This is a genomic window from Paludisphaera soli, assembly GCF_011064595.1.
Lineage (GTDB): Bacteria > Planctomycetota > Planctomycetia > Isosphaerales > Isosphaeraceae > Paludisphaera > Paludisphaera soli.
Genome location: NZ_JAALJI010000003.1, coordinates 69,821 through 91,126, shown reverse-complemented (window position 1 = coordinate 91,126; position 21,306 = coordinate 69,821). Strand labels below are relative to the sequence as shown.

Sequence of the window (21,306 nt, the reverse complement as noted above, 5' to 3'; positions counted from 1 at the left end):
TGGTCGGGGTCCCGGGGTGGAATCAATCCAGGGTCTGATCGACGTAGGGCTTTCTGGCGGGTGCCACGGCCGATATCGCGGAAAGGATCATCCCCACGCCGATCGCGACCAGCAGGAACGGGACGCTGAAACGCATGATCGACCAGAGGCCGAGCAGGATCAGAACGATGCCGGCGCGGGCGGAACCGCGACGCTCGGGGTCGAAGTACGCCCCGATCAGAGCGGTCGCGCCGGCCAGGAACAGGATGCCCGGCCAGAAGCTCCTGGAAGCGAGCAGCAGGCCGATCCCGATCAGCCAGATCCCGGCCGAGAGCTTGCCGGCCTTTTCGCGATGATACGGGTGCACCGATCCCTCCCCTTTCCTTAAGTCGGAACGCTGACGCGCGTGACGACGGGGAAGCCGTCGGTATCTGTTCGCACCGCGGATCGATTTATTGGGCGTCCAGCTTGCTCAGCAAGTTGACCATCTCGATCGCCGCCATCGCGGACTCCCCCCCCTTGTTGCCGGCCTTGAGCCCGGCGCGATTGAGGGCCTGCTCGACGGTCTCGGTGGTCAAGACTCCGAAGATCACAGGAACTCCGGTGGCGAGCCCCGCCTGCAGGACGCCCCCGGCGGCCTGTCCCGCGACGTGGTCGTAATGGCCGGTCTCGCCGCGGATCACGCAGCCGAGGCAGACGATCGCGGCATGCGACGCCCGCTCGGCGAGCTTGCGGGCGACGAGCGGGACCTCGAACGAGCCGGGGACCCAATAGACGTCGAGGCGGTCGTCGGCCACTCCGTGACGCACGAAGGCGTCGCGGCATCCCGAAAGCAAGGCTTCGGTGACGAGCGAGTTGAAGCGCGAGACGACGATCGCGAACCGGCCCGAGGGGGGGGAGAAGTCGCCTTCGTGGATCGGCATGTTCGGTGGGGGGGTTGGAGTTCGTCGAAACGGAAAGGGTCCGGCCGGGCCTCGTGCGAGGCCCGGCGCGGACCCGGGCGTGGGTCGGTCGAGTCCGAGAGGATCGATCTTAGGACAGGTTCATGCTCGTGAGAAACTCGCCGTTGTTCTTGGACTTCTTCATCCGCCCGGTGAGCAACTCCATCGCCTCGACGGGGTTCATGTCGTTGAGGACGCGCCGGAGGATCCAGACGCGACGGAGTTCGTCGGCGTCCATCAGCAGCTCCTCGCGGCGGGTGCCCGACTTGTTGACGTCGATGGCCGGCCAGATCCGCTTGTCGACCAGGCGGCGGTCGAGGTGCAGCTCCATGTTGCCGGTCCCCTTGAACTCCTCGAAGATCACGTCGTCCATGCGGCTGCCGGTGTCGACCAGGGCGGTGGCCAGGATCGTCAGGCTGCCGGCCTCCTCGATCTTGCGGGCGGCCCCGAAGAAGCGCTTGGGCTTCTGCAGCGCCGAGGCGTCGATGCCGCCGGTGAGGATCTTGCCCGAATGGGGCGCCTCGGTGTTGTAGGCGCGGGCGAGCCGGGTGATCGAGTCGAGGAGAATGACGACGTCCTTGCCGAACTCGACCATCCGCTTGGCCTTCTCGATGACCATCTCGGCGACCTGGATGTGCCGCGAGGCGGGCTCGTCGAAGGTCGAGCTGATGACCTCGGCCGTCGGCCCCTTCACCGACCGCTCCATGTCCGTCACTTCCTCGGGCCGTTCGTCGATCAGCAGGACCATGACGTAGGCTTCGGGATGGTTCGTGAGGACGCTGTTGGCGATCTTCTGGAGGAGGATCGTCTTGCCGGTCCGCGGCGGCGCCACGATCACGCCGCGCTGGCCGAAGCCGATCGGCGTGACCATGTCGACGACCCGCATGTTGATCTCTTCGGGGGTCGTCTCCAGCTTGATGCGACCTTGGGGGTGCAGCGGGGTGAGGTCGTCGAAGCCGACCTTCTCGCTGAGCTTGTCCGGGTCCTCGAAGTTGATCGCCTCGACCCGCAGGAGGGCGAAGTACCGCTCGTTCTCCTTGGGGGGGCGGATCTGGCCGGAGACGATCGCGCCGGTCTTCAGCCCGAAGCGGCGGATCTGGCTGGGCGAGACGTAGATGTCGTCGGGGCAGGGGAGGTAGTTGTAATCCGGGCTGCGGAGGAAGCCGAAGCCGTCGGGCAGGACCTCGAGGGTCCCTTCGCCGTACATCAGCCCGTTTTGCTTGACCCGTTCTTTGAGGATCTTGAAGATCAGGTCCTGCTTCTTCAGGCCCATGTACTCGGCGATCCCCTCGGACTTCGCCGTCTTGATCAGTTGGGGCATCGTCATCTTCTGCAGCTCGGTGAGATGGATCTCGCCGCGCTTGATGTCCTCGTAACGATCATGGATCGCCACGTCGCCGAAGACGTCCTCGTCGTCGACGTCCGAGAATTCCCCGGACGGGGCCTCTTCAAGGACCGGCGGCGGGGTGCGCTCGGGCTTCGTCTGCGCGCCGTAGTCGCGGTCGCGCGAGTTGAACGAGGCCTCGCGATCGGCCCGGTCGCGGGGGGCGACGGCGGCCTCGGGATCGCGGACCTCGCGAACGCGCTCGCGGACGGTCGGGGCCGGTTCGCGATCCCGATCCCGATCCCGATCGCGGTCGCGTGAAAGAGGGACGCCGTCGTGGGCGGGCGGTGCGCTGGCGGCGTCGCGTTCGGCGCGATCGCGGGCGAGCCGCTCGCGGAGCGTCATGCCCGGCTCGCGTTCCGGACGCTCGGCGGCCGGCTCGCTCCGGTCGCGAGATCGGATGAAGCGGATCGGTTCGCGGTCGGCGGGGCCTTCCTCGCGATAGGGCTCGCGGGAGGGACGCTCGCGCTCGCGATAGGTCTCGGCGACCGGAGGCGTCTCGACGGCCGGGGGATAGCTGGGGCTGGGGGCGATGTTCCCGGCATTCTCGTCTTGGGCGGGCGGGGGGGGGGAGCCGGCGGTCTTGCGGATGCGGGAGCTTCCGGAAGACTCCCGGCGGGGGCGTGTCTCGTTGGGCATGATGAACCGATCTCCTGGACAGACTAGACGAGTGATTCAGCCGAGCCGCGGATGCGGGATATGGCACGGGGCGGGGTGGTGTCGACTTGGGCCCGAGCGCCGCGACCGTTCGGCGTCGCGACCGCGGATGGGCGTCGTCGAAGGCGGGGATCGTCGGATGCGGGAGGGGTTGTCGACGTGCATGACCGAGGAGGTGCCTTTGGAAAGCGAGGAACGGTGACAGGAGAAACCAGGTTGGCTGAAACTCTGGGCGAGGGCCGGGTCGAAGCGGACTTCACTTGGGGAGTCGAGACCGGCGACGAGGAGGCGACGGTGGGTCGCCGGACGCGTCGCTCCCGGACTCCTCGGGCGGGATCTCGCAGCCGGGACGGCCCGGCTCGGACTCCAGCCAGTCCACGAAGCGATCGACGTCCGCTTCGAGGCCCTCGGCGTCCCCTTCGTTCTTCAGGACGTAATCGGCGCGGGCCTTCTTCCGATCGATCGGCCATTGTGCGGCTTCCCGGGCCGCCAGCTCCTCCTCGGTCCAGCCGCGACTCGCCCGCACGCGCTCCAGGCGGGTCGCCCTGGGGGAGTCGACGAAGGCGACGAGGTCGCACGCCCCGTCCCATCCCGATTCCAGCAGGATCGCCGCGTCGAGGACCACGAACCGGGCCTCGCATCCCCGCTCCGCCTCGGCGATGGCCCTGGCGAATTCCTGGAACATCGGAGGGTGGACCAGCGCTTCGAGGTCGACCCGCGCCGCCGGATCGGCGAAGACCAGGCGTCCGAGGCTCCGACGGTCGACGGCGCCGTCGGCACCGAGGACCTCGGGGCCGAACCGATCCACGACCCGTGATGCGATCTCGGGTCGCTTCAGCACCGCGTGCCCCACGGCGTCGGCGTCGATCACGGCCGCCCCGCGGCCGGCGAGGAGTGCGGCGACCGTGCTCTTGCCCCCCCCGACGCCGCCGATCAGGCCGACGACGGGGATCTTCCCCGCCTTCCATCGCCGCGACGGCGCGGCGGGTTCGCCGATGGTCGTAAACGACTCGGACATGACGGACCTGTTGCTCAACTCGGGGGAATTAGGTGGATAGAGCAGACGCGGCCCGCGACGGGTCGACCCTGGTGGGCCGACGCCTCGGGGCGCAGAAGAAGCTGCCGTGTCAAGACGCGGGGACGATTAGGCTCGACCGGCGTCGTGGCGGACTATCCGGCCCATCCGCGGCGGCACGAGTAAGGCGTGCGACTTCGGATGAGCGGGCGGGCGAAGGAGAAATCTCATGGCCGTCATCTCGATCCTGGGCGAGTCATGGAGTGCAGGCCGCAGGAAGGACATGATGGGGGGGTGATGGGAAAGCGCCGGAAACCGACAGCAGGCCAGTCACGATCGACTCATTAACTTATACGCCCTCGGTGGCGGGCCTGCAATGGCGCTTCGTTGAAATCACGAGGGCCCCGGGGAGGCTCCGATCGGCCGTCCGGAAAGACCGTCCGCATCGTCCCCGTCGCCTCAATAATCGGGGGGTTCCACGTCCAGCCAGTTCGGCCCCACGGCGAGGTCGACCTTGAGGGGGACGGACAGCGCCAGGGCTCGGGTCATCTCCTCGCGGACCAGGGCGGCGAGCGTGGGCAGCTCCTCGACCGGGCTCTCGAATAGGAGTTCGTCGTGGATTTGGAGCAGCATGCGGGCCTTAAGCCCTTCCTCGCCGAGTCGCCGATCCACGAGGATCATCGCCCGCTTGATGAGGTCGGCCGCCGAGCCCTGGATGACGGTGTTGACGGCCGTCCGCTCGGCGAGGTTCCGATTGCGGCCGGTGGTCGCCTTGATCCCCGAGATCGGCCGTCGACGGCCCAGGATCGTCTCCACCCGTCCCGAGGACTGGGCGGATTCGAGGGTCCGCGTGATGAAGCGGTCCACGCCCTGGTATTCCTGGAAGTAGGCGTCGATGAAGGCCGCGGCCTCGGCCTGCTTGATGCCCAGCCGTCCGGCCAGCCCGAACGGGCTCAGGCCGTAGATCACCCCGAAATTGACCGTCTTCGCCACGCGCCGCATCGCGTTATCGACTTGATCCTCGGCCACCCCGTAGATCCGGGCGGCGACCGCCCGGTGGATGTCGTGGTCGGCCTCGAAGGCCCTCTGCAGGGCGGGGTCCTCGGAGAAGTGGGCGAGGACCCGCAGCTCGATCTGGGAGTAGTCGGCCGTGAGTAGCCTATGATCCGCCCCCTCGGCCACGAACGCCTGCCGGATCTGCCGCCCCTCCTCGGTCCGAACGGGGATGTTCTGGAGGTTGGGATCGCTGGAGCTGAGTCGGCCGGTCGCGGCGACGCCCTGGTTGAACGAGGCGTGGATCCGGCCGTCGTCGGGATGGACGAGGAGCGGCAGGGCGTCGAGATACGTCCCCTTGAGCTTCGTGAGCTGGCGGTGGCGGACCAAGAGGGCCGGCAGCGCGTGCTTGCTCGCCAACTCCTCCAGGACCTCGGTGGCGGTGCTCAGCTCGCCTCCCGGGGTTTTCTGAAGCTTGGGCAGCTTCAACTCCTCGAAGAGGATCTGTCGGAGTTGCGGGACCGAGTTGATGTTGAAGGGGCGTCCGGCGAGCCGATGGATCTCCTCCTCCATTCCCGCGAGGCGAGCGGCGAAATCCTCCGAAAGCTCCTTCAGCCGCGGGACGTCCACCTTGATCCCGACCTCCTCCATCCGGGACAGGATCGAGATCAGGGGACGCTCCAGATCCGCGTAGAGATCCCACAGGCCCTCCTCGCGGACGCGGGGGGCGAGGATCTCGTACACGCGCCAGGTTGCATCGGCGTCCTCGCCGGCGTACTCGGCGATCCTCGGCACGTCGACCTGATCCATGCGGAGCTGATTCTTCCCCTTCCCGATGAGGTCGCTGATCGGGATCATCGCGTGGCCCAGGAGACGGTCCGCAAGCTGGTCCAGGCTGTGGTTGCGCTCGCCGCTCTCCAGCAGATAGCTGAGGATCATCGTGTCGACGATCGGCCCTTCGATCGAGACCCCCGCGCGTCGGAAGGCGAGCATGTCGTACTTGATGTTCTGGCCGACCTTCTCGACGTTGGGGTCGGCGAGGACCGCCCGCAAGGCGTCCAGGACCATCTCGGGGTCGAGGATCTTGAAGCCGATGGGCGCCCGCAACGGGATGTAATAACCCTCGCCGGCTTTCCACGACACGGCGATCCCAACCAGGCTGGAGAGGAGAGGGTTGATCGACGTGGTCTCGGTGTCGATGCAGAACCGCTCCTGCTTCCGCAACTCCCCCAGGAATTTCTGGAACGCCTCGGGAGTGTCGATCGTCGAATACCGGGCGACCCACTCGACCTTCGCGACGGCGGGCTCCGCCCCCTTGGCCTCGGCGAGTTCGGCCACGAAGCGATGGAAGCCGCATTCGAGGCAGAGTTCGCGAAGGACCGGGACGTTCGGGGCCGAGGTCTGAAGGGCATTCCAATCGAGGGCGATCGGGAGATCTTCCCGGAGCGCGACGAGGCTCCTAGCCCTGAGCGCGACCTCGGCGTTCTCGCGGAGGGCCTGCTGCTTCTTGGGGCCCTTGACCTTGTCGGGATTGGCCAGCAGGGTTTCCAGGTCGCCGAACTGCTTGAGGTAACCTGAGGCGAGGACGGGGCCGATGCCCGGAACGCCCGGCACGTTGTCGACGGCGTCACCGGTCAGGGCCAGGAAGTCGACGACCTGCTGGGGGCGGATCCCCCAATCCTTCTCTAGGGCTTCCGCGTCCATCACCGTGTTCTTGCGAATGTTGAGGATCTTGATGTGATCCGTGATGAGCTGGCGGGCGTCCTTGTCGGACGTGCAGATGAAGACGTCGAGGCCGCGCTCCTCGCCTCGGCGGGCGAGCGTCGCGATCACGTCGTCGGCCTCCATGCCGGGCTGGATCAGCACGGGGATCTCGAACCCCTCGAAGACGCGCTTGATCAGCTCGATCTGGGGGACGAGGTCCACGGGCATCTCGGCCCGATTGGCCTTGTAGTCGGCGAAGATCTCGGAGCGGAAGACAGGCCCGCCGCCGTCGAACGCTGCCGCGATGTAGTCGGGCTTGCGATCCCGGAACAGGTTGAGGAGGTCCCGGAAAATCCCGAAGGTCGCGTTGGTCGGCCCCCCCGTCGGGCTCGTCATCGAGGGGATGGCGTGAAAAACCTGGAAAATCAGAGAATAAGCGTCCAGAATATAGAACGTCGGGCGGTTGGCCATCGTAGTTTCCCGGAGGGGATCGGGGCGCGTTCCGAGCGTACGGCCCGCCGTTCCTGTTGTCGGTCCGCCGGGCGGCGTTCTGGAGCCTTGCGGCCCTTCCGCCCACGCCAATTCTGCCGAAGATACCGTTCCGATCGGATCGCCGGCGTCGGAATTCCCGGCGCAGGTTTCGTATTCTCCCGTCTCATGTGACATAGTATCTGCAAACCGGCCGACCGCATGCGCTGTCGCCTCCGCTCCGCTCCGAGGAGTCTTCGTTCATGGCCGCATCCAACGAATCCCAGGGTCTCAAGATCGCCGTGGCGGTCTTCGTGACGCTCACGGTGATCCTGGCCGTGACGTCCTACTTCCTGTACTCGTCCTACGCCCGTTCGGAAGGCTTGCTCGCGTCGGAGGCCGACAAGGCCTCGAAGTCGCGTCGCGAGGCCGACGAGGCGCTGACCCAATACGACGAATTCCGCAAGACGATCGGCGCACGCGCCACGGAGTTCGACCCCGCCAAGACCGAGATCGCGACCCACCTGAAGAAGGTCGAGGACCGCCTGCTCGGGATCGCCAACATGGTCAACGCCTCCGTCTCCCGCGCCCAGGCGGCCGGGGCCCAGGGGCCCGAACTGGAAGACGCCAAGCAGAAGGTCCAGCTCGCGATCGAGTCCTTCAAGAAGGAACCGAACAAGAACTACATCTCGGCGCTCGACCGCCTGGTCGAATTGCTGGAGAACCTCTCGCTGGTGGACGCCGAGCTGGCCGCCAACGAGGCCGCCCTTCGGAACAACCTCGAATCCGCGACCAGCGTGGCCAAGGACCAGATCTCGGTCCAGTCGAAGTCGGCCGAGGGCACCCGGGCCGACCTCGAGGCCGAGCACAACAAGCACGAGCAGGAACGTCAGGTCCTCCTGACCAAGGTCGACCAACTCACGACCGACCTCGACCAGGCGCGAACCGACATCGCCAATTTGACCACTCAGCTCCGACAGACCAAGGAAGAGGACGGTCGCAAGGTCGATCAGCTGACCGCCATCCTTCGCGAGCAGCGCGACGCCCTCGACAAGACCGCGAACGTCCTCGATCGCCCCGACGGCCGGATCACCTTCGTCGACTTCGATCGCAACGAGGTCCACGTCGACGTAACCCGGCAGCAGGGCGCCCGTCCCCAAATGACCATGACCATCTTCGATCAGGGCTCGCCTGGCATCCCGACCGAGAAGCCGAAGGGGAGCATCATGCTGACCCAGGTCGGGGACCGGTTCAGCGTGGCCAAGATCCTCAAGACGAACAGCCCGATCGAGCCCATGCGTGTCGGCGACATCGTCTATTCGCCCAGTTGGTCCCCCAACGAGCCCATGAAGTTCGCGCTCATCGGCAAGATCGACGTGAACCGCGACGGCCGCGACGATCGGGACGACCTGAAGCGGATGATCGAGGGAGCCGGCGGGTCCATCGAGTACGATCTGCCCCCGCCCGAGGTCGGCAAGGAGAGCGGCAAGTTGTCGGCCCGGATCGCCTGGTACGTCACCGACGACGTGAAGGAGCGTCCGCCCCTCCGCGACACCTACGTCGCCAAGTCCGACGCCTCGATCGCCCAGCAGGCGCTCTTCGATCAGCGTTTCGGGGAGATGGTTAAGGAAGCTCGCCAGAACGGCATCAGGCCGATCAGCTTGGGACGCCTTCTCGCCTACCTCGGATATGACATGAATGCGCCCATCTCGGGCCGCTCCGAGGCCGTCGACGATCGGGCCCTCCAGCGTCTCACGGAGCCCCGAACCAAGAACAACGAGGCCCAGCCCACTCCCCCCGCGGAGGGGGCGGGCATGGACGAGCAGCCCTGACGAGCTTCTCTCCCTTGACCGACCCACGACCCCTCGCGTCCCCTGCGGCCGCGAGGGGTCGTTTGCGTCTAGATCGGCCCGTCGTCGATGTCGTCTGACAGGAGTCTGCCGATCTCGACGAGGTCCCCGGAATCGAGGCGCATCAGCCTCGTCGACAGGCCGTCGATCGCCCCCAAAAGATTCCGCAGCGTCTCCACCCGCCCTTGCAACTCGCGAAGCTTGGAATCCACCTCGGCGGCCGCAGCAAGGTCGTCGAGGACCCTGACGGTCGGGTCCAGCTCGCGTCGCTTTCGCTCGGCCATGATTCTCTGGAAGAGAGTCCACACGTCCGCTTCGGCGCGATAGAGTTCACGCCGCTCTCCCGGCCGGTGGACCTTGCGCACGACCCCCCAGCCCATCAACTCGCGAAGATTCATGCTGACGTTTCCGCGAGAGACGTCGAGCCTCGCCCGAAGGTCCTCGGCGGTCCAGTCGGCCCCCGTGATGTAGAGCAGGGCGAACAATTCCCCCATCGTGGAATTGATGCCCCAGGCGCGCGCCATCACGCCCCAATGCTCCACGAAGCGACGGATCAGCGTGTCGGCCGAGGAGCCGGAGGCCGACTCGTCGGTCGAACGGTCGATGGGCGATGAATCCATGGATCCTCCTGCGAACGCGATCCGGTCCGCCGGCAGGTCGAGCAGATCGAACCGACGCCTCAGAATACGACCTGACAGGGAAGTCCGGAAGGCGTCGCTCGTCGGGTCCGTTGACGACGGCAGGGGCCGAGGGAATTCGTTCCCGAATCGATCGAGGAGATTGCTCCGCGGGGGGAACCCGAGGATGGCGACCGGTCGTGCGATTCCGACGGGTCGTGCGAGCATCTCGGGACGAATGGGCAACCGCATCGCTTGGAAGACCTTGCATCCAGGGCCGGAAGTCCCACAATAGGAGGTCGACGTATCTCCCTCTCTCAAGTAAAAAACTATAAGAACGAGTCCGGACGCGTGTACAATGCCCTCGATCGCACCGGCTAGCCGGCGTCGAGAGGGCGTTTCATGGCGTGTCGCGCCTCCGCGTCACCTTTCTCCTCCGAGGAGTCGATCCCATGCCCGAGACAGTCGTCCACTTCCAAATCCGGATGCCACCCGTACTCCATGAGCAGCTGGCCAGCTGGGCGAAGGAAGACAAAGCCTCGCTCAACGCGCTGATCGTCGGGATCCTCGAGAAGGCGATCGAGCAGCACAACAAGGCCGCCCAGGCCAGCTGAACAGACGCCGGGCCGCGCGATCGGCCGTCAAAATATACTTTTGCGAAGATGAGAGTTCCCAGGAATTCTCGAGATTGCCCTTGAGCCTACCCGATCCAACCGGTATCCTCTGGGGCGTATTCCCCGATAGCTCAATCGGTAGAGCGAGCGGCTGTTAACCGCTAGGTTCAAGGTTCGAGTCCTTGTCGGGGAGCTGAGGCGTGTACTTCACGCCTCCAGCTCCGGCGTAAGAATCGACGCCCCCTCGAGACGGGGCGTCTTTTATTGCGCGTGTTGCTGCTAGTCTGAATCCCCGATAGCTCAATCGGTAGAGCGAGCGGCTGTTAACCGCTAGGTTCAAGGTTCGAGTCCTTGTCGGGGAGCTGAGGCGGATAACCCGCCACATACCACTTCGTCGCGGCGGCGCTCCTCCGGATCAGGGAGTGGCCGTGCCCAAAACCTCCTGCGCGTTCGCTTCACGATCGAGGCCTCAAGCCTGAGACGCGAGGATGATGAGCGAGCGAGGCCCGACGCAGTAGCTCGACATCACACCGATCTCCGGGCCGTCGTCCACCGGACTGATGTCGTGGGGCGGACTCAGTGAGGTGTCCACCACCCGACGCCAGCGGCGGCCAGTCGGAGCGGCCGGAATTCGAAACTCCAGGGCGACATCGTCGGCATTCATCGCCACATAGAAATCCCGATCGATCACGCCCGGTCGATTGCACTGACGTCCGTCCAACGCGAAAGCCAGGCTCCGTGAGGTCGACGAGAAGTCGGGCTGCACTGGCATGACGCCGTGCCAAAGGATGTCGGGGGGCCCGACCGAAGCCGCTCCCTCGAAGAAATTCCGTCGTCGAAAGACCGGGTGCGCCTTGCGCAGAGCGATCATCTCCCGGACGAAACGTAGGAAGTCGCCGTGCGATTCCGCCAGCGACCAGTCCACCCAGCTCACGGCGTTGTCCTGGCACCAGGCGTTGTTGTTCCCCTTCTGCGTCCGGAGGAACTCGTCACCCCCGAGGATCATGGGGATCCCTTGCGAAATCAGCAGTGTGGCCATCAGGTTGCGGGCCTGCCGCATCCGCAGAGCCAGGATTTCCGGATCGGAGGTCGGCCCCTCGATCCCGCAGTTCCAGCTGTAGTTGGCGTTGTTGCCGTCGCGGTTGCCCTCGCCGTTCGCCTCGTTGTGCTTGTGGTCGTAAGAGACGAGGTCGTGGAGCGTGAATCCGTCGTGGCAGGAGATGAAGTTGACGGAATGCAGCGGGCCTCGACCTGAATACAGATCGTCGCTGCCGCAGAGCCGCGTGGCCAGCTCCGAAGTCATCCCGGGCTCTCCGCGCCAGAACCGCCGCACGTCGTCGCGGTAGCGCCCGTTCCAATCCGACCATCGACCGCCGCCGGGGAACGTGCCGACCTGATAGAGCCCGCCCGCATCCCAGGGCTCAGCGATGAGTTTAGTCCCGTAGAGAAGCGAGTCCTCCGAGATTCGGTTGATCGTCGGCGGGTTGAGGAGGACCTCACCGCGACGGTCACGTCCCAGGACGGAGGCCAGGTCGAAGCGGAAGCCGTCCACCCCGGCCTCGGCCACCCAGTTCCGCAGACATGCCAGGAGAAAGTTGCGGACGACCGGGTGGTCGGTGTTGAAGCTGTTCCCGCATCCCGTGAAGTTGAGGTACCTCCCCCGCTCGTCGAGGATGTAATAGAGCGGGTTGTCGAACCCTCGGAAGCTGTACGTGGGTCCGTCGTCGTCGGACTCCGCAGTGTGGTTGAACACAATGTCCAGGTAGACTTCGATCCCACGCTTGTGGAACGCGTCGACCATCGCGCCGAACTCTTCCCAGGGCTCCAATCGCCCCGACCTGACCGCGTAGGTCGTCTTGGGCGCCGAGAAAGCGATCGTGTTGTAGCCCCAGAAGTTAAGCAGTCGCTCTCCGGTCAGGGGATTGACGTAGGCGCAGTCGGTCTCATCAAACTCGTCGACCGGCAGCAGTTCGACGGCCGTCACACCGAGGTCGTGGAGGTAGTCGATCTTCTCCGCCAGACCGGCGAAGGTCCCGGGATGGCGGACGCCGGAGCTGGGATCGATGGTATAGCCCCGGACGTGAAGCTCATAAATGATCGTGTCCTCGAGGGGCGTTCCGGGCCCGACCACCGGCTCGCGTTCGGTCATCGCCTCGTTGACGAGGCTGCGGCGGGGCGTTGGCGACGGCTCCCCCCAACGACCGGAGCAAGAAACGGCGCGGGCGTAAGGATCGAGCAGGATGATCGTCGGATCGAAACGGAAGCCGTTCCCTTGGGGACCTTCCACGCGGTACCCATAGCAGAATTCGTCGGGGAGCCCGTCGATGCGGACGTGCCAGTGGTCGCCCGTCCGATTCAGTCGCGCATCAAGCTGGACCTCAGTCTCGAAACCGACCGTCAGGGGATCGCCCAGGACCAACCAGACCGCTGTGGCGTGGCGGCAGACCACGGCGAAGTTCACCCCGCTGGTCTCGGTGATCGCCCCCAGGGGGAGGGGACGGCCCCGCTTCACGGTCAGGACGCAGTCGCGGAAGAGATACTCGGCCTCGACGGACTCGCCCGAGATGAACCCAGAGATGGCGTGTTGTCCTTGGGAAGGAAGCGGCGACGGCGGAGGATCGCGGGCCGGCCGCCTTCGGGTCAAAAAAAAGGCCGAACCACGCCACCCGACGACGTGTCGGGGAGAGGGTCCGGCGATCAAACCGACGGCAGGAGTCGAAATTCAAGCGAAACCAGATCGGCGGAGCCAGGAAGAGACTCGACGCCGGAGGCTTCGTCAGATGAAATCAACGGCCGTTCGCGGTGCGATCCGAGGCTCGACCGCCCCGGGAGGAGTTCGCGTAGGCGGCGGTCAGGGCGCCCAGCAGGGCGGCCCGGCGACCCGCGCGGACCGACTTCCCGCCCCGGCGGACGCGGGCCACGGCACCCGCCCACTCGAAACCGGCCGGCGTGGAAGTGGCCTTCTTGACGTTCTCGTCGCTCATCGAATCAGCTCTCCCGATAGGAGAAACGCCGCCCGGGAACCTCGGGCTGACGCTCCACCACTCCCTTGGGCCGCGAAGGACCCGAATCCCGCGCGACGTCGCTTTCCCTAGCCGGATGACCGAGTCGGTCCATACCTCGTCCGTCCCCGGTTGCGACACAGGCGTCCGACAGGGCGAAGCCCGCGTCGGGCTTCCCGTCGGCGCACCCTATCACAATCGGACGGACCTGGCTATTTCTTCAGCCAGGGATTACGCGGCGAGTTGAGCCGGCTCTCGGCGTCGACCTGTCGGAGAATGTTCATCCGACCGACGGAGTCATCTCTCAGGAAATCTATCAGCCCGCCCATAGCTCGTCCAGGAAAATAGCCGATTGCTTTACGCTTTTCCGAGACGACGCGTCAACCTTATTCAAAGCGACGTTTTCCGATCGCTTATCTCGAGATCTGAAGGAGGACGTCCCAGATCGCGGCGACGCCACCGACGGCCGCTCCGACCTCGACGTCGGGCTGTTGGACGGAGCGGGCGAGCTGTTGCGTCAGCAGCAGCAGAGTGCTGCAGCCGTTGAACAGCCCGTGGATGGCGATCGACGCGATCAGGCTCCCCGAGTGCTGATAAAGCGCTCCCATGATCATCGAGAAGAAGAACAGGGCGATCGGCGCGGGCCATTGCGGCCCGTGGAGGGCGGCGAATAGGCATGAGGTCACGACCACGGCAGGCCAGCAGATGCGATTGGGAGCAGCGACCGGACGCGAGCCAGAGCCCTCGCCGGGGCGGGCGGCGGACGTCGGCGGCCCGACTTGATCTTGCGGCGGCATCGAGCCCGCGCCCCCTGGCGGGGAGGTGCGGGAGGGATGCGCGGTGAGGGTCGACCAGGCCCGCGTCAACCAGCCTTGCAGGACGCCTCGAAACATGAGCTCTTCGGTCAGCGGCGCCAGGACGACGGTCGAGACGAGGGCGAGCATCGCCAGACCGCCGTCGAAGCCTTCCTGCAGCATCTGCTCGATCGGATGGGCGTTGACTTCGAAGATCGTGAGCGACAGGAACTGGATCGCGTAAATCAACGGGGCGGCGATCAATCCGGCGACGACGCCCAGGCGCAGTTGTTCGGGCCAGCGTTCCAGGCTCAGCCCGAGTTCCTTCGCGTCGGCGCCCGAGGCGCGCCGGAAGAACCAGGGAAATGCCATAAGGAAAAGTGCGTTGTAGCTCGCGTTCCAGATCATGAGCTGTCGGGCCGACGCCGACGACCGTCGAGCATCCGGGCCTTCCGCGTTTCTTGCGGCGGGCTCCGCCCCGACGTCGTGGATCGGAACCGGAGGCTTCTCTCGGGCGACGAGTTGCCCGAGATCGATCCCGAAAAGCTCGCGACAGGCCACCCCAGCCGCGCTCCCGGCTCCTACGTGCAGCAGGACCACGAGGAGGACCGTCCCCAGGCCCCACCGCGCCATGGGAAGCGTTAGGAAGGCGTCCTCCGGGAGTACGGGAAGTCCGCGGACGAGCCTTTGGAGAGCCCATCCCCAGGCGACGACCATGCCGATCAGGGCCGCTTCCAGGAGTAAGGAGACGAAGAAGAGCAGGAACTCCAGGATCGACACGGGCGGCATGGAACCTCGCGGCGGGAAGGGGGGGCGTCGTCGGGATGGAGAGGGTTACCCGCGATCGTAGCAAGCCGCCGCGGCTCCGGCCACCTTGAGAAGTCGGACCTGGGTCCCTAGAATCGGCGAATCGCTTTCGACGCCGCCGCGAGACGTCGATGATCTCTCAGGAGCCCAACGAACCGATGCTGGACGTCGCAAGCCAACTGGAAATCCTCCGCAGGGGGGTCGAGCAGATCGTCCCCGAGGCCGACTTCCTCAAGAAGCTGGAACGCTCGGTCCGCGAGAACCGGCCACTCCGGGTCAAGTACGGCATCGACCCCACCGGCATCGACGTCCACCTGGGCCACACCGTGCCCCTGCGCAAGCTCAGGCAGTTTCAGGAGCTTGGGCACACCGCGGTGATCATCATCGGGGACTACACGGCGATGGTGGGGGATCCTTCGGGTCGCGACAAGACCCGCGACGCCCTCACCAAGGACCAGGTCGATGCGAACGCTCGGGATTATCTCAAGCAGGTCGGGCGGATCATCGACCTCGAACGCGCCGAGGTCCACCATAACGGCGACTGGTTCGGGAAGTGGTCGTTCCTGGACGTACTGGACCTCATGCGGCGGATGACCCTGGGCCAGATCTCGGCCCGCGAGGACTTCGCCAAGCGGATCGCCGAGGAGAAGCCCGTCTATCTCCACGAGTGTATGTACCCCTTGATGCAAGGCTGGGACTCGGCCGAAATTCGCGCCGACGTGGAGCTTGGTGGGACGGAGCAGCTCTTCAGCCTGATGGTGGCCCGGCAGCTCCAGCCCCTCCGCAGCCAGGAGCCGCAAGTGGCCATGACCATGCCCATCCTGGTGGGGACCGATGGCGTCCGCCGGATGGGCAAGAGCCTGGGGAATTATATCGGCGTGGCGGATTCGGCCGAGGACATGTTCGGCAAGATCATGAGCGTGCCCGACGAGCCGATGGCGCAGTATTTCACCCTGCTTACGGACCTTCCGGCCGAGGAGGTCAAGGCGCTCCTCGCCCCCGGGTCCAACCCGAGGGACGCCAAGGAGGTGCTCGGCAAGGCCGTGGTCTCGCAGTATCACGACGCCGAGGCCGCCGAGCAGGCGGCCGCCGCGTTCCGTCGCCGCGCGTCGGGCGAGGATCCGGTGGAGATCCCCATCGCCTACCTCACGGCCGACAAACTCGACGCGGAAGGGCGGATCGCGGCCCCCAGCCTCATCAAGGAGATCGGCTTCGAGTCGAGCACGTCGAACGCCCGGCGTGTGATCGAGGGGGGCGGCTTCAACGTGGGCCCGCGCCGCGAGACGGTCTCCGACCCGAGGGCCCTCGTCTACGTGAGCGACGGCCTCGTCGTGCGGGTCGGGAAGCGGAAAATCGCCGAGATCCGCCTCGTCTGAACTGAAGGAGCGACTCGGTCGCCTTCCCCGCCTTGATCGTCTCCAGCCCCGGGTGGACTGCATGGCCGAACATGGGATTGGAATCATCGGATGTGGCATGATCGCGGAGTTCCACACCCACGCGATCAACGAGATCGAGGGTGCCCGCGTCGCCGCCGCCTACAGCCGGTCGCGGACGAACGCCGAGAAGATCGCCGGCCTCGCCGGCCGCGACTGCCAACTCTATGATGATCTCGGTGCGATGCTCCGCCAGCCGGACGTCGACGTCGTCTGCGTGTGCACCCCCAGCGGGGCCCACATGGAGCCGGCGGTGCAAGCGGCCCGGGCCGGGAAGCACGTCGTCGTCGAGAAGCCGCTGGAAGTCGATCTCGACCGCTGCGATGCGATCATCCGGGCCTGCGACGACGCGGGCGTCCGGCTTTGTGCGATCTTCCCGTCGCGATTCTCCCCGGCCAACCGGCGGCTAAAGGAAGCGGTCGAGGGCGGACGCTTCGGCCGGTTGACCCTCGGCGACACGCACGTCAAATGGTGGCGCACGCAGGAGTACTACGACTCCGGCGGCTGGCGAGGGACCTGGCGGTTGGACGGCGGCGGGGCCCTCATGAACCAGGCGATCCACAACGTCGACCTTTTGTACTGGATGATGGGCGACGTCGAGTCGGTCGTGGCCCACACCGCCACCCTGGCGCACGTCCGGATCGAGGTCGAGGACACGGCCGTCGCCAGCGTCCGATTCCGGAATGGGGCCCTGGGGGTCATCCAGGCGGCGACGAGCGCGTACCCTGGTCTTTCCAAGCGGATCGAGATCCACGGCGACCGAGGCTCGGCCCGGATCGAGCAGGACGACGTGACCCTGTGGGACTTCCAGGAGAAGCTCCCGAGCGACAACATCCTCCTCGCCGCGATCGCCGGCCGCTCGGCCGGAAACTCAGGGGCCAGCGACCCCCGCGGCATCGCGCACGTCGGTCATCGCGACCAGATCGCCGACTTCCTACAGTCGATCGACGAGGGTCGAGACCCGTTCGTCGACGGCCGAGAGGGCCGCAAGTCCGTCGAGATCATCCGCGCGATCTACCTTTCGGCGCGAGAAGGCCGAGCCGTCCAACTCCCCCTGGCGCACGACGCGCCGTCGTTCTGAGCCGGTGCGGCGAGCCTTGACGAGAGGGGGCTTCCGCGCCATACTCCCCGCAGATTCCCCGCGCGCTCGACTGGTCAAGGAGTGACCGCACATGGCCCGCCGCAAGGTCCAACGCCACTGGCTCGACTATCTCGTCTACATCGCCGTGCGGTCCCTGGTGTTCCTCGTCCAGTCCCTCACGATCGCCCAGTCGTATGCGCTCGCCCGGTTCCTGGGCTGGACGCTGTACAAGGTCGACAAACGCCACCGCCTTGTCGGGCTGGAGAACCTTCGCCTGGCTTACGGCGATGCGATGAGCGAGGCCGAGCGCGACGCCGTCGTGCGGGGCGTCTACCGCCATTTTTGCACGATGCTGATGGAGATCTTCCACACGCCGAAGACCATCAACCTGGAGAACTACCGGCGCTACATCACGCTTGTCGGCCATCCGCCGATCCTCGACCGGATGATCAGCGGCGAGCCGATGATCCTCCTCACCGGCCACTATGGCAACTGGGAGGTCGCCGGTTACCTCTTCGGGCTCTTCGGCTTCCCCACATGGTCCGTAGCGCGGACGCTCGACAACCCGTACCTCGAACGCTACCTGAGGACATTTCGAGAGAGCACCGGCCAGCGGATGATCCCCAAGGCCGGCGGTTACGACCAGATCGTCGAGGTCCTGGAGTCCAACAAGACGCTCTCCATGCTGGCCGATCAGGACGCCGGCCAGCGCGGGTTGTTCGTCGACTTCTTCGGCCGGCCGGCGTCGACCCACAAGGCGATAGCCCTCCTGGCGATCGAGCACAACGCCCCCGTGGTCGTCGGCGTGGCTCGTCGGGTCGGCCCTGGATTCCGCTATGAGATGCGGTGCGCCCAGATCATCGACCCGGCCGAGTTCACCGGCGGGTCCGACGACGCCCGGCTGCTGACCCAGCGTTATACCAGCGCCCTGGAGGAGTTGATCCGCCAGGACCCGAGCCAGTACCTCTGGCTCCATCGTCGCTGGAAGCACCAGCCGCTCGCGCGGAAGAGGGCCTCGAAGCCCGACTCGGCCCGATCCGAGCTCGCCGCCGGCTGACAGCCCCCAGGGGCCCTCACTCGAAGATCTTCTCGACCGGGATGACCCGCACCTTGAGGTCCCGGAGGGGGAACACTTCGATCTCCTTGTCCTGGGCGAGGACCTCGTCGGCCGTCCCCTCGGTGTCGTAGACCATCGGTGAAGGCTTTCCGGACGTGAGTCGCTCGCGAAGCGCTTCGGCGTCGCCTGCGACCATCGCCACCTTCATCCCGCCGACCTTCAAGTGCTTGCGAACTGCTTCATTGACTTGCTCCAGCGTCAATTTCGGTAGGCGCTCGGCCAACTCGGTCACGAGGTCTTTCCTGCCGTATAGCCGCCCTTCCAATTCGTAGCCGAGCCTTCGTGAGAGGGTCTGCACCCACAGCTTGCTGTAGTTCAGCAGGAAAGAACGCGTGCCTTCAAACTCTTCGAGGGTCATGCCTTTCTCGACCAGTCGATCCAGCTCCCAAAGGGCCGCGCGGAGGGCGAAGACCGACTTCTCGGTCGGCACAGGCCGGATCCAGATCGAGAAATACTGCCGGGAACGGTGGTTGTTCGGGATCGGGAATGTCGACTGGCCGTCCTGGATGAAGTCCTCGATGTACGAGTAATCGCCGTAATTCAGCCCGCGTTTCCCTCGAAGATCCCGCATCAGCCGGCCATTGAAGGTCCGGTGCTCGCCGAGGAATGAATTGGCCACGACCAGGGCGTAGAAATCGTCGTCGGCGCGGGTGATCGACAGCGGAAATCCCAGCGAGATCGCCGTCGCCTCCGCCGGCTTGGACACGATGGTCACTTCCAGGCCCTTGATCGGTTCCGCATTCGGGATGAGGGCCTCGGCGCGGACCTCGCCGGGGGGCAACTGGGCCAACCCCTCGCGAACCTGCTGGATCGTAGCCTGATCCACGGCCCCGCAGAGTCCCAGTCGAAGTGCGGCTTGAGTGAAGTGGTCTCGGTGGAACGACTTCACGTCGTCCAGAGTGATCGCCTTGAGCCCGGCGACGAGCCCTTCGTCGGGACGACCGTACGGGTGCCCCTCGTAGAGAGCGGACTGGAGCGTCCACTTGCCAAGGGCCTCGTCGTTGTTGCCTCGCAGCGTCTTGGTCAGGTAGTCCAGGGCCTCGTCGCGAAGCCGCTCGAAATCCTCGGGCGCGAATCGTGGCGAGGCGATCATCTCGGTCGAAAGTCCGATGTATGCAGCGAGGTTGTCCCGGTGGACGGTCCCGGAGAAGATCGTGACCTCTTTGAGACAGGCCCCGTCCAGGCTCGCGGCCATCGGGAAGAAGCGATCGAGGACTTCTTCATAACGGAGGGACGTGGTCCCGCCACGCGCGACCATGGACGCCGTGAGGGCGGCGAGCCCCTCCTTGCCCTTGGGGTCGTCCTTCGAACCGACTTCGAAGAGGTATCGGACAGAGACGAGCGGCCCGGACGTCGGGACGAGGACGACGCCGCCCTGGTCTTCGGCGAGCGGAGCGGCGGCCGTCGAGGGGAGGGGGAGCAAGAGGGCGAGGGCTAGGGCGAAGGCGACCGTCGACGCGACCGATCCACGCCAAAGTCCATGCGAGGGAGAGCTTATCATGGGGCGTCCTTCGTCTCCAGGGTGACGGCCGTCTCGTTGCCGGACGCGAAATACTTCGCGGCCACGCGCTGGAGGTCGGCGGGGGTGAGGCGGTCGTAGGCCGCGTAGGTCTCGTTCACGGCGTCCGGCCTTCCCGTGATCGCGATCGACTCCCCGACGGCGCGGGCGACGGCGTCGGCGCTGTCGAGCTCCGTCGCGAACGCATAGCGCAGGTGCGACTGGATCGACCTCAGCCGGTCGTGCTCGATCGGCGTCCGGGCCGCCGAATCCAGGGCTTCGCCGATGCGCCTGCGGATCTCGGGCATGAACTCGATCCTTCGACCGCGGGCGAAAACGGTGAACAGGTGCGGATCCCGGTGCGGGTCGGCGTAGGCGGTGAGGGTCTCGGCCTTCTGCTCGTCGAGCACCAGGGCCCGGTAGAGCGGGCTGGTCTCGCCGAAGACGGCCTCCTGGAGCGCACGGAGCGCGGCGACGTCCGGGTTCGACGGGTCGGAGGCCGGGACGTGGTAGGCCAGCGCGAGGATCGGCAGCGTTGGAAGGGGCCAGGTCAGCGCGGCGTTCCGGGGGCCGTCCTGCGCGGGCTCCTCGGGGATCGTGACGCTCCGCCCTCCACGGGCCCAGCCGCCGTACTCCTTCCGCGCCAGCTCGACCACCTTCTCATGGTCGACGTCGCCGGTGACGACGATCGTGCAGTTCTCGGGGCGATACCAGCGGTCGAAGAAGAGCTTGCTGTACGCGTACTGATTCGGCATGTCCTTCACGTCGGCGAGGAAGCCGATCGTCGTATGCTTGTAAGTGTGCGTCGTAAAAGCCGTGTCGGCGATCGCTTCCTCCAGCTTGAGGAACGGAGACGAGGCGCTCTTGTTGTACTCGCCCAGGACGGCCCGTGCCTCCTTCTGAAAAGCGGCCTCGTCGTACCTGAGATTCTGGAAGCGGTCGGCTTCGATCTCGACGGCCGTCGGCAAAGCGGTCGCCGGTATGGTCATGTGGTAGCATGTCCAATCGTCGGTCGTGAAGGCGTTGGAATCCGCGCCGAGGGCCTTGAGGACGTCGTTGTAGGCCTCCTGGCTGTAACGTTCCGTACCCCGGAACATCATGTGCTCGAAGAAATGGGCGAAGCCCGACAGCCCCTTCTCGACCTCGTTCCGCGACCCCGTCCGGACGACCGTGTAGTAGGCGATGATCCCCGGCGAGTCGAAGGGGACGGTCACGATCTCCAGCCCGTTGTCGAGCGTCGCACGGCGGATCGGGTAGGGGAGGGCCGCGGCCTTGGGCTCGTCGCCGGCGAGGGCCGGGACCGGCAACGACGCGGACGCGAGGACGACCGCGAGGAGGATCTGGGGCTTCAT

At 66.0% G+C, this 21,306-nt stretch carries 16 protein-coding genes and 2 tRNA genes; 7 read left to right on the top strand and 11 right to left on the bottom strand.

Features of this window, described 5'->3' with window-relative positions:
• Positions 1-22: 22 nt before the first annotated feature.
• The 5 genes from G6O68_RS05675 to polA all read right to left on the bottom strand — a co-directional run bounded on the left by G6O68_RS05675 (position 23) and on the right by polA (position 7,144).
• Positions 23-346, bottom strand: coding sequence for a hypothetical protein (locus tag G6O68_RS05675; protein ID WP_165245734.1), 324 nt, complete (start codon positions 344-346; stop codon positions 23-25).
• An 85-nt stretch (positions 347-431) separates the two neighbouring features.
• Positions 432-902, bottom strand: coding sequence for a 6,7-dimethyl-8-ribityllumazine synthase (gene ribH, locus G6O68_RS05670; RefSeq protein WP_165245732.1), 471 nt, complete (start codon positions 900-902; stop codon positions 432-434).
• A gap of 109 nt (positions 903-1,011) precedes the next feature.
• Positions 1,012-2,313, bottom strand: a complete 1,302-nt coding sequence (gene rho / locus G6O68_RS05665; protein ID WP_449307684.1) for a transcription termination factor Rho — start codon at positions 2,311-2,313, stop codon at positions 1,012-1,014.
• Positions 2,314-3,217: 904 nt separating this feature from the next.
• On the bottom strand, positions 3,218-3,979 hold the full coding sequence (gene coaE, locus G6O68_RS05660) for a dephospho-CoA kinase (RefSeq protein WP_165245728.1): 762 nt from the start codon (positions 3,977-3,979) through the stop codon (positions 3,218-3,220).
• Between the two features lie 456 nt (positions 3,980-4,435).
• Positions 4,436-7,144: a DNA polymerase I gene (polA, locus tag G6O68_RS05655; protein WP_165245726.1), complete on the bottom strand. Its 2,709-nt coding sequence runs from the start codon at positions 7,142-7,144 to the stop codon at positions 4,436-4,438.
• Between the two features lie 260 nt (positions 7,145-7,404).
• Here polA and G6O68_RS05650 point away from each other — a divergent pair, with 260 nt between their 5' ends.
• Positions 7,405-8,973, top strand: coding sequence for a hypothetical protein (locus G6O68_RS05650; protein ID WP_165245724.1), 1,569 nt, complete (start codon positions 7,405-7,407; stop codon positions 8,971-8,973).
• Positions 8,974-9,041: 68 nt separating this feature from the next.
• Here the strand turns inward: G6O68_RS05650 and G6O68_RS05645 are convergent, their stop codons facing one another.
• Positions 9,042-9,611 carry a GbsR/MarR family transcriptional regulator gene (locus G6O68_RS05645; protein WP_165245722.1) on the bottom strand — a complete coding sequence of 190 codons (570 nt, stop codon included), beginning with the start codon at positions 9,609-9,611 and terminating at the stop codon, positions 9,042-9,044.
• A 449-nt stretch (positions 9,612-10,060) separates the two neighbouring features.
• Here G6O68_RS05645 and G6O68_RS05640 point away from each other — a divergent pair, with 449 nt between their 5' ends.
• The 3 genes from G6O68_RS05640 to G6O68_RS05630 all read left to right on the top strand — a co-directional run bounded on the left by G6O68_RS05640 (position 10,061) and on the right by G6O68_RS05630 (position 10,584).
• Positions 10,061-10,222 carry a toxin-antitoxin system HicB family antitoxin gene (locus tag G6O68_RS05640; protein ID WP_165245720.1) on the top strand — a complete coding sequence of 54 codons (162 nt, stop codon included), beginning with the start codon at positions 10,061-10,063 and terminating at the stop codon, positions 10,220-10,222.
• A gap of 120 nt (positions 10,223-10,342) precedes the next feature.
• Positions 10,343-10,415: transfer RNA gene (locus G6O68_RS05635), tRNA-Asn, on the top strand.
• 96 nt (positions 10,416-10,511) lie between these two features.
• Positions 10,512-10,584, top strand: a tRNA-Asn gene (locus tag G6O68_RS05630).
• Between the two features lie 107 nt (positions 10,585-10,691).
• Here the strand turns inward: G6O68_RS05630 and G6O68_RS05625 are convergent.
• The 3 genes from G6O68_RS05625 to G6O68_RS05615 all read right to left on the bottom strand — a co-directional run bounded on the left by G6O68_RS05625 (position 10,692) and on the right by G6O68_RS05615 (position 14,807).
• The gene (locus G6O68_RS05625; protein ID WP_240911059.1) at positions 10,692-12,734 is read right to left on the bottom strand and encodes a glycogen debranching protein; all 2,043 of its coding nucleotides are present in this window, start codon (positions 12,732-12,734) and stop codon (positions 10,692-10,694) included.
• Positions 12,735-13,008: 274 nt separating this feature from the next.
• A complete protein-coding gene (locus G6O68_RS05620; protein ID WP_165245718.1) occupies positions 13,009-13,206 on the bottom strand; it encodes a hypothetical protein in 198 nt (65 codons plus the stop codon).
• Positions 13,207-13,637: 431 nt separating this feature from the next.
• Positions 13,638-14,807: a CPBP family intramembrane glutamic endopeptidase gene (locus G6O68_RS05615; protein ID WP_165245716.1), complete on the bottom strand. Its 1,170-nt coding sequence runs from the start codon at positions 14,805-14,807 to the stop codon at positions 13,638-13,640.
• Positions 14,808-14,983: 176 nt separating this feature from the next.
• On the opposite strand from G6O68_RS05615, the gene tyrS reads away from it, so the two are divergent.
• From tyrS to G6O68_RS05600, 3 genes are all read left to right on the top strand, one after another.
• Positions 14,984-16,201, top strand: coding sequence for a tyrosine--tRNA ligase (tyrS, locus tag G6O68_RS05610; protein WP_165245714.1), 1,218 nt, complete (start codon positions 14,984-14,986; stop codon positions 16,199-16,201).
• Positions 16,202-16,262: 61 nt separating this feature from the next.
• Positions 16,263-17,339, top strand: a complete 1,077-nt coding sequence (locus G6O68_RS05605; protein WP_165245712.1) for a Gfo/Idh/MocA family protein — start codon at positions 16,263-16,265, stop codon at positions 17,337-17,339.
• A 91-nt stretch (positions 17,340-17,430) separates the two neighbouring features.
• Positions 17,431-18,396 carry a lysophospholipid acyltransferase family protein gene (locus G6O68_RS05600; protein WP_165245710.1) on the top strand — a complete coding sequence of 322 codons (966 nt, stop codon included), beginning with the start codon at positions 17,431-17,433 and terminating at the stop codon, positions 18,394-18,396.
• Positions 18,397-18,412: 16 nt separating this feature from the next.
• On the opposite strand, the gene G6O68_RS05595 is transcribed toward G6O68_RS05600, so the two are convergent.
• Both G6O68_RS05595 and G6O68_RS05590 read right to left on the bottom strand, forming a co-directional pair.
• Positions 18,413-19,957: a M16 family metallopeptidase gene (locus tag G6O68_RS05595; RefSeq protein ID WP_165245708.1), complete on the bottom strand. Its 1,545-nt coding sequence runs from the start codon at positions 19,955-19,957 to the stop codon at positions 18,413-18,415.
• Complete coding sequence (locus tag G6O68_RS05590; protein ID WP_165245706.1) at positions 19,954-21,306, bottom strand: M16 family metallopeptidase; 1,353 nt, start codon at positions 21,304-21,306, stop codon at positions 19,954-19,956. The genes G6O68_RS05595 and G6O68_RS05590 overlap by 4 nt, the downstream gene beginning before the upstream one ends.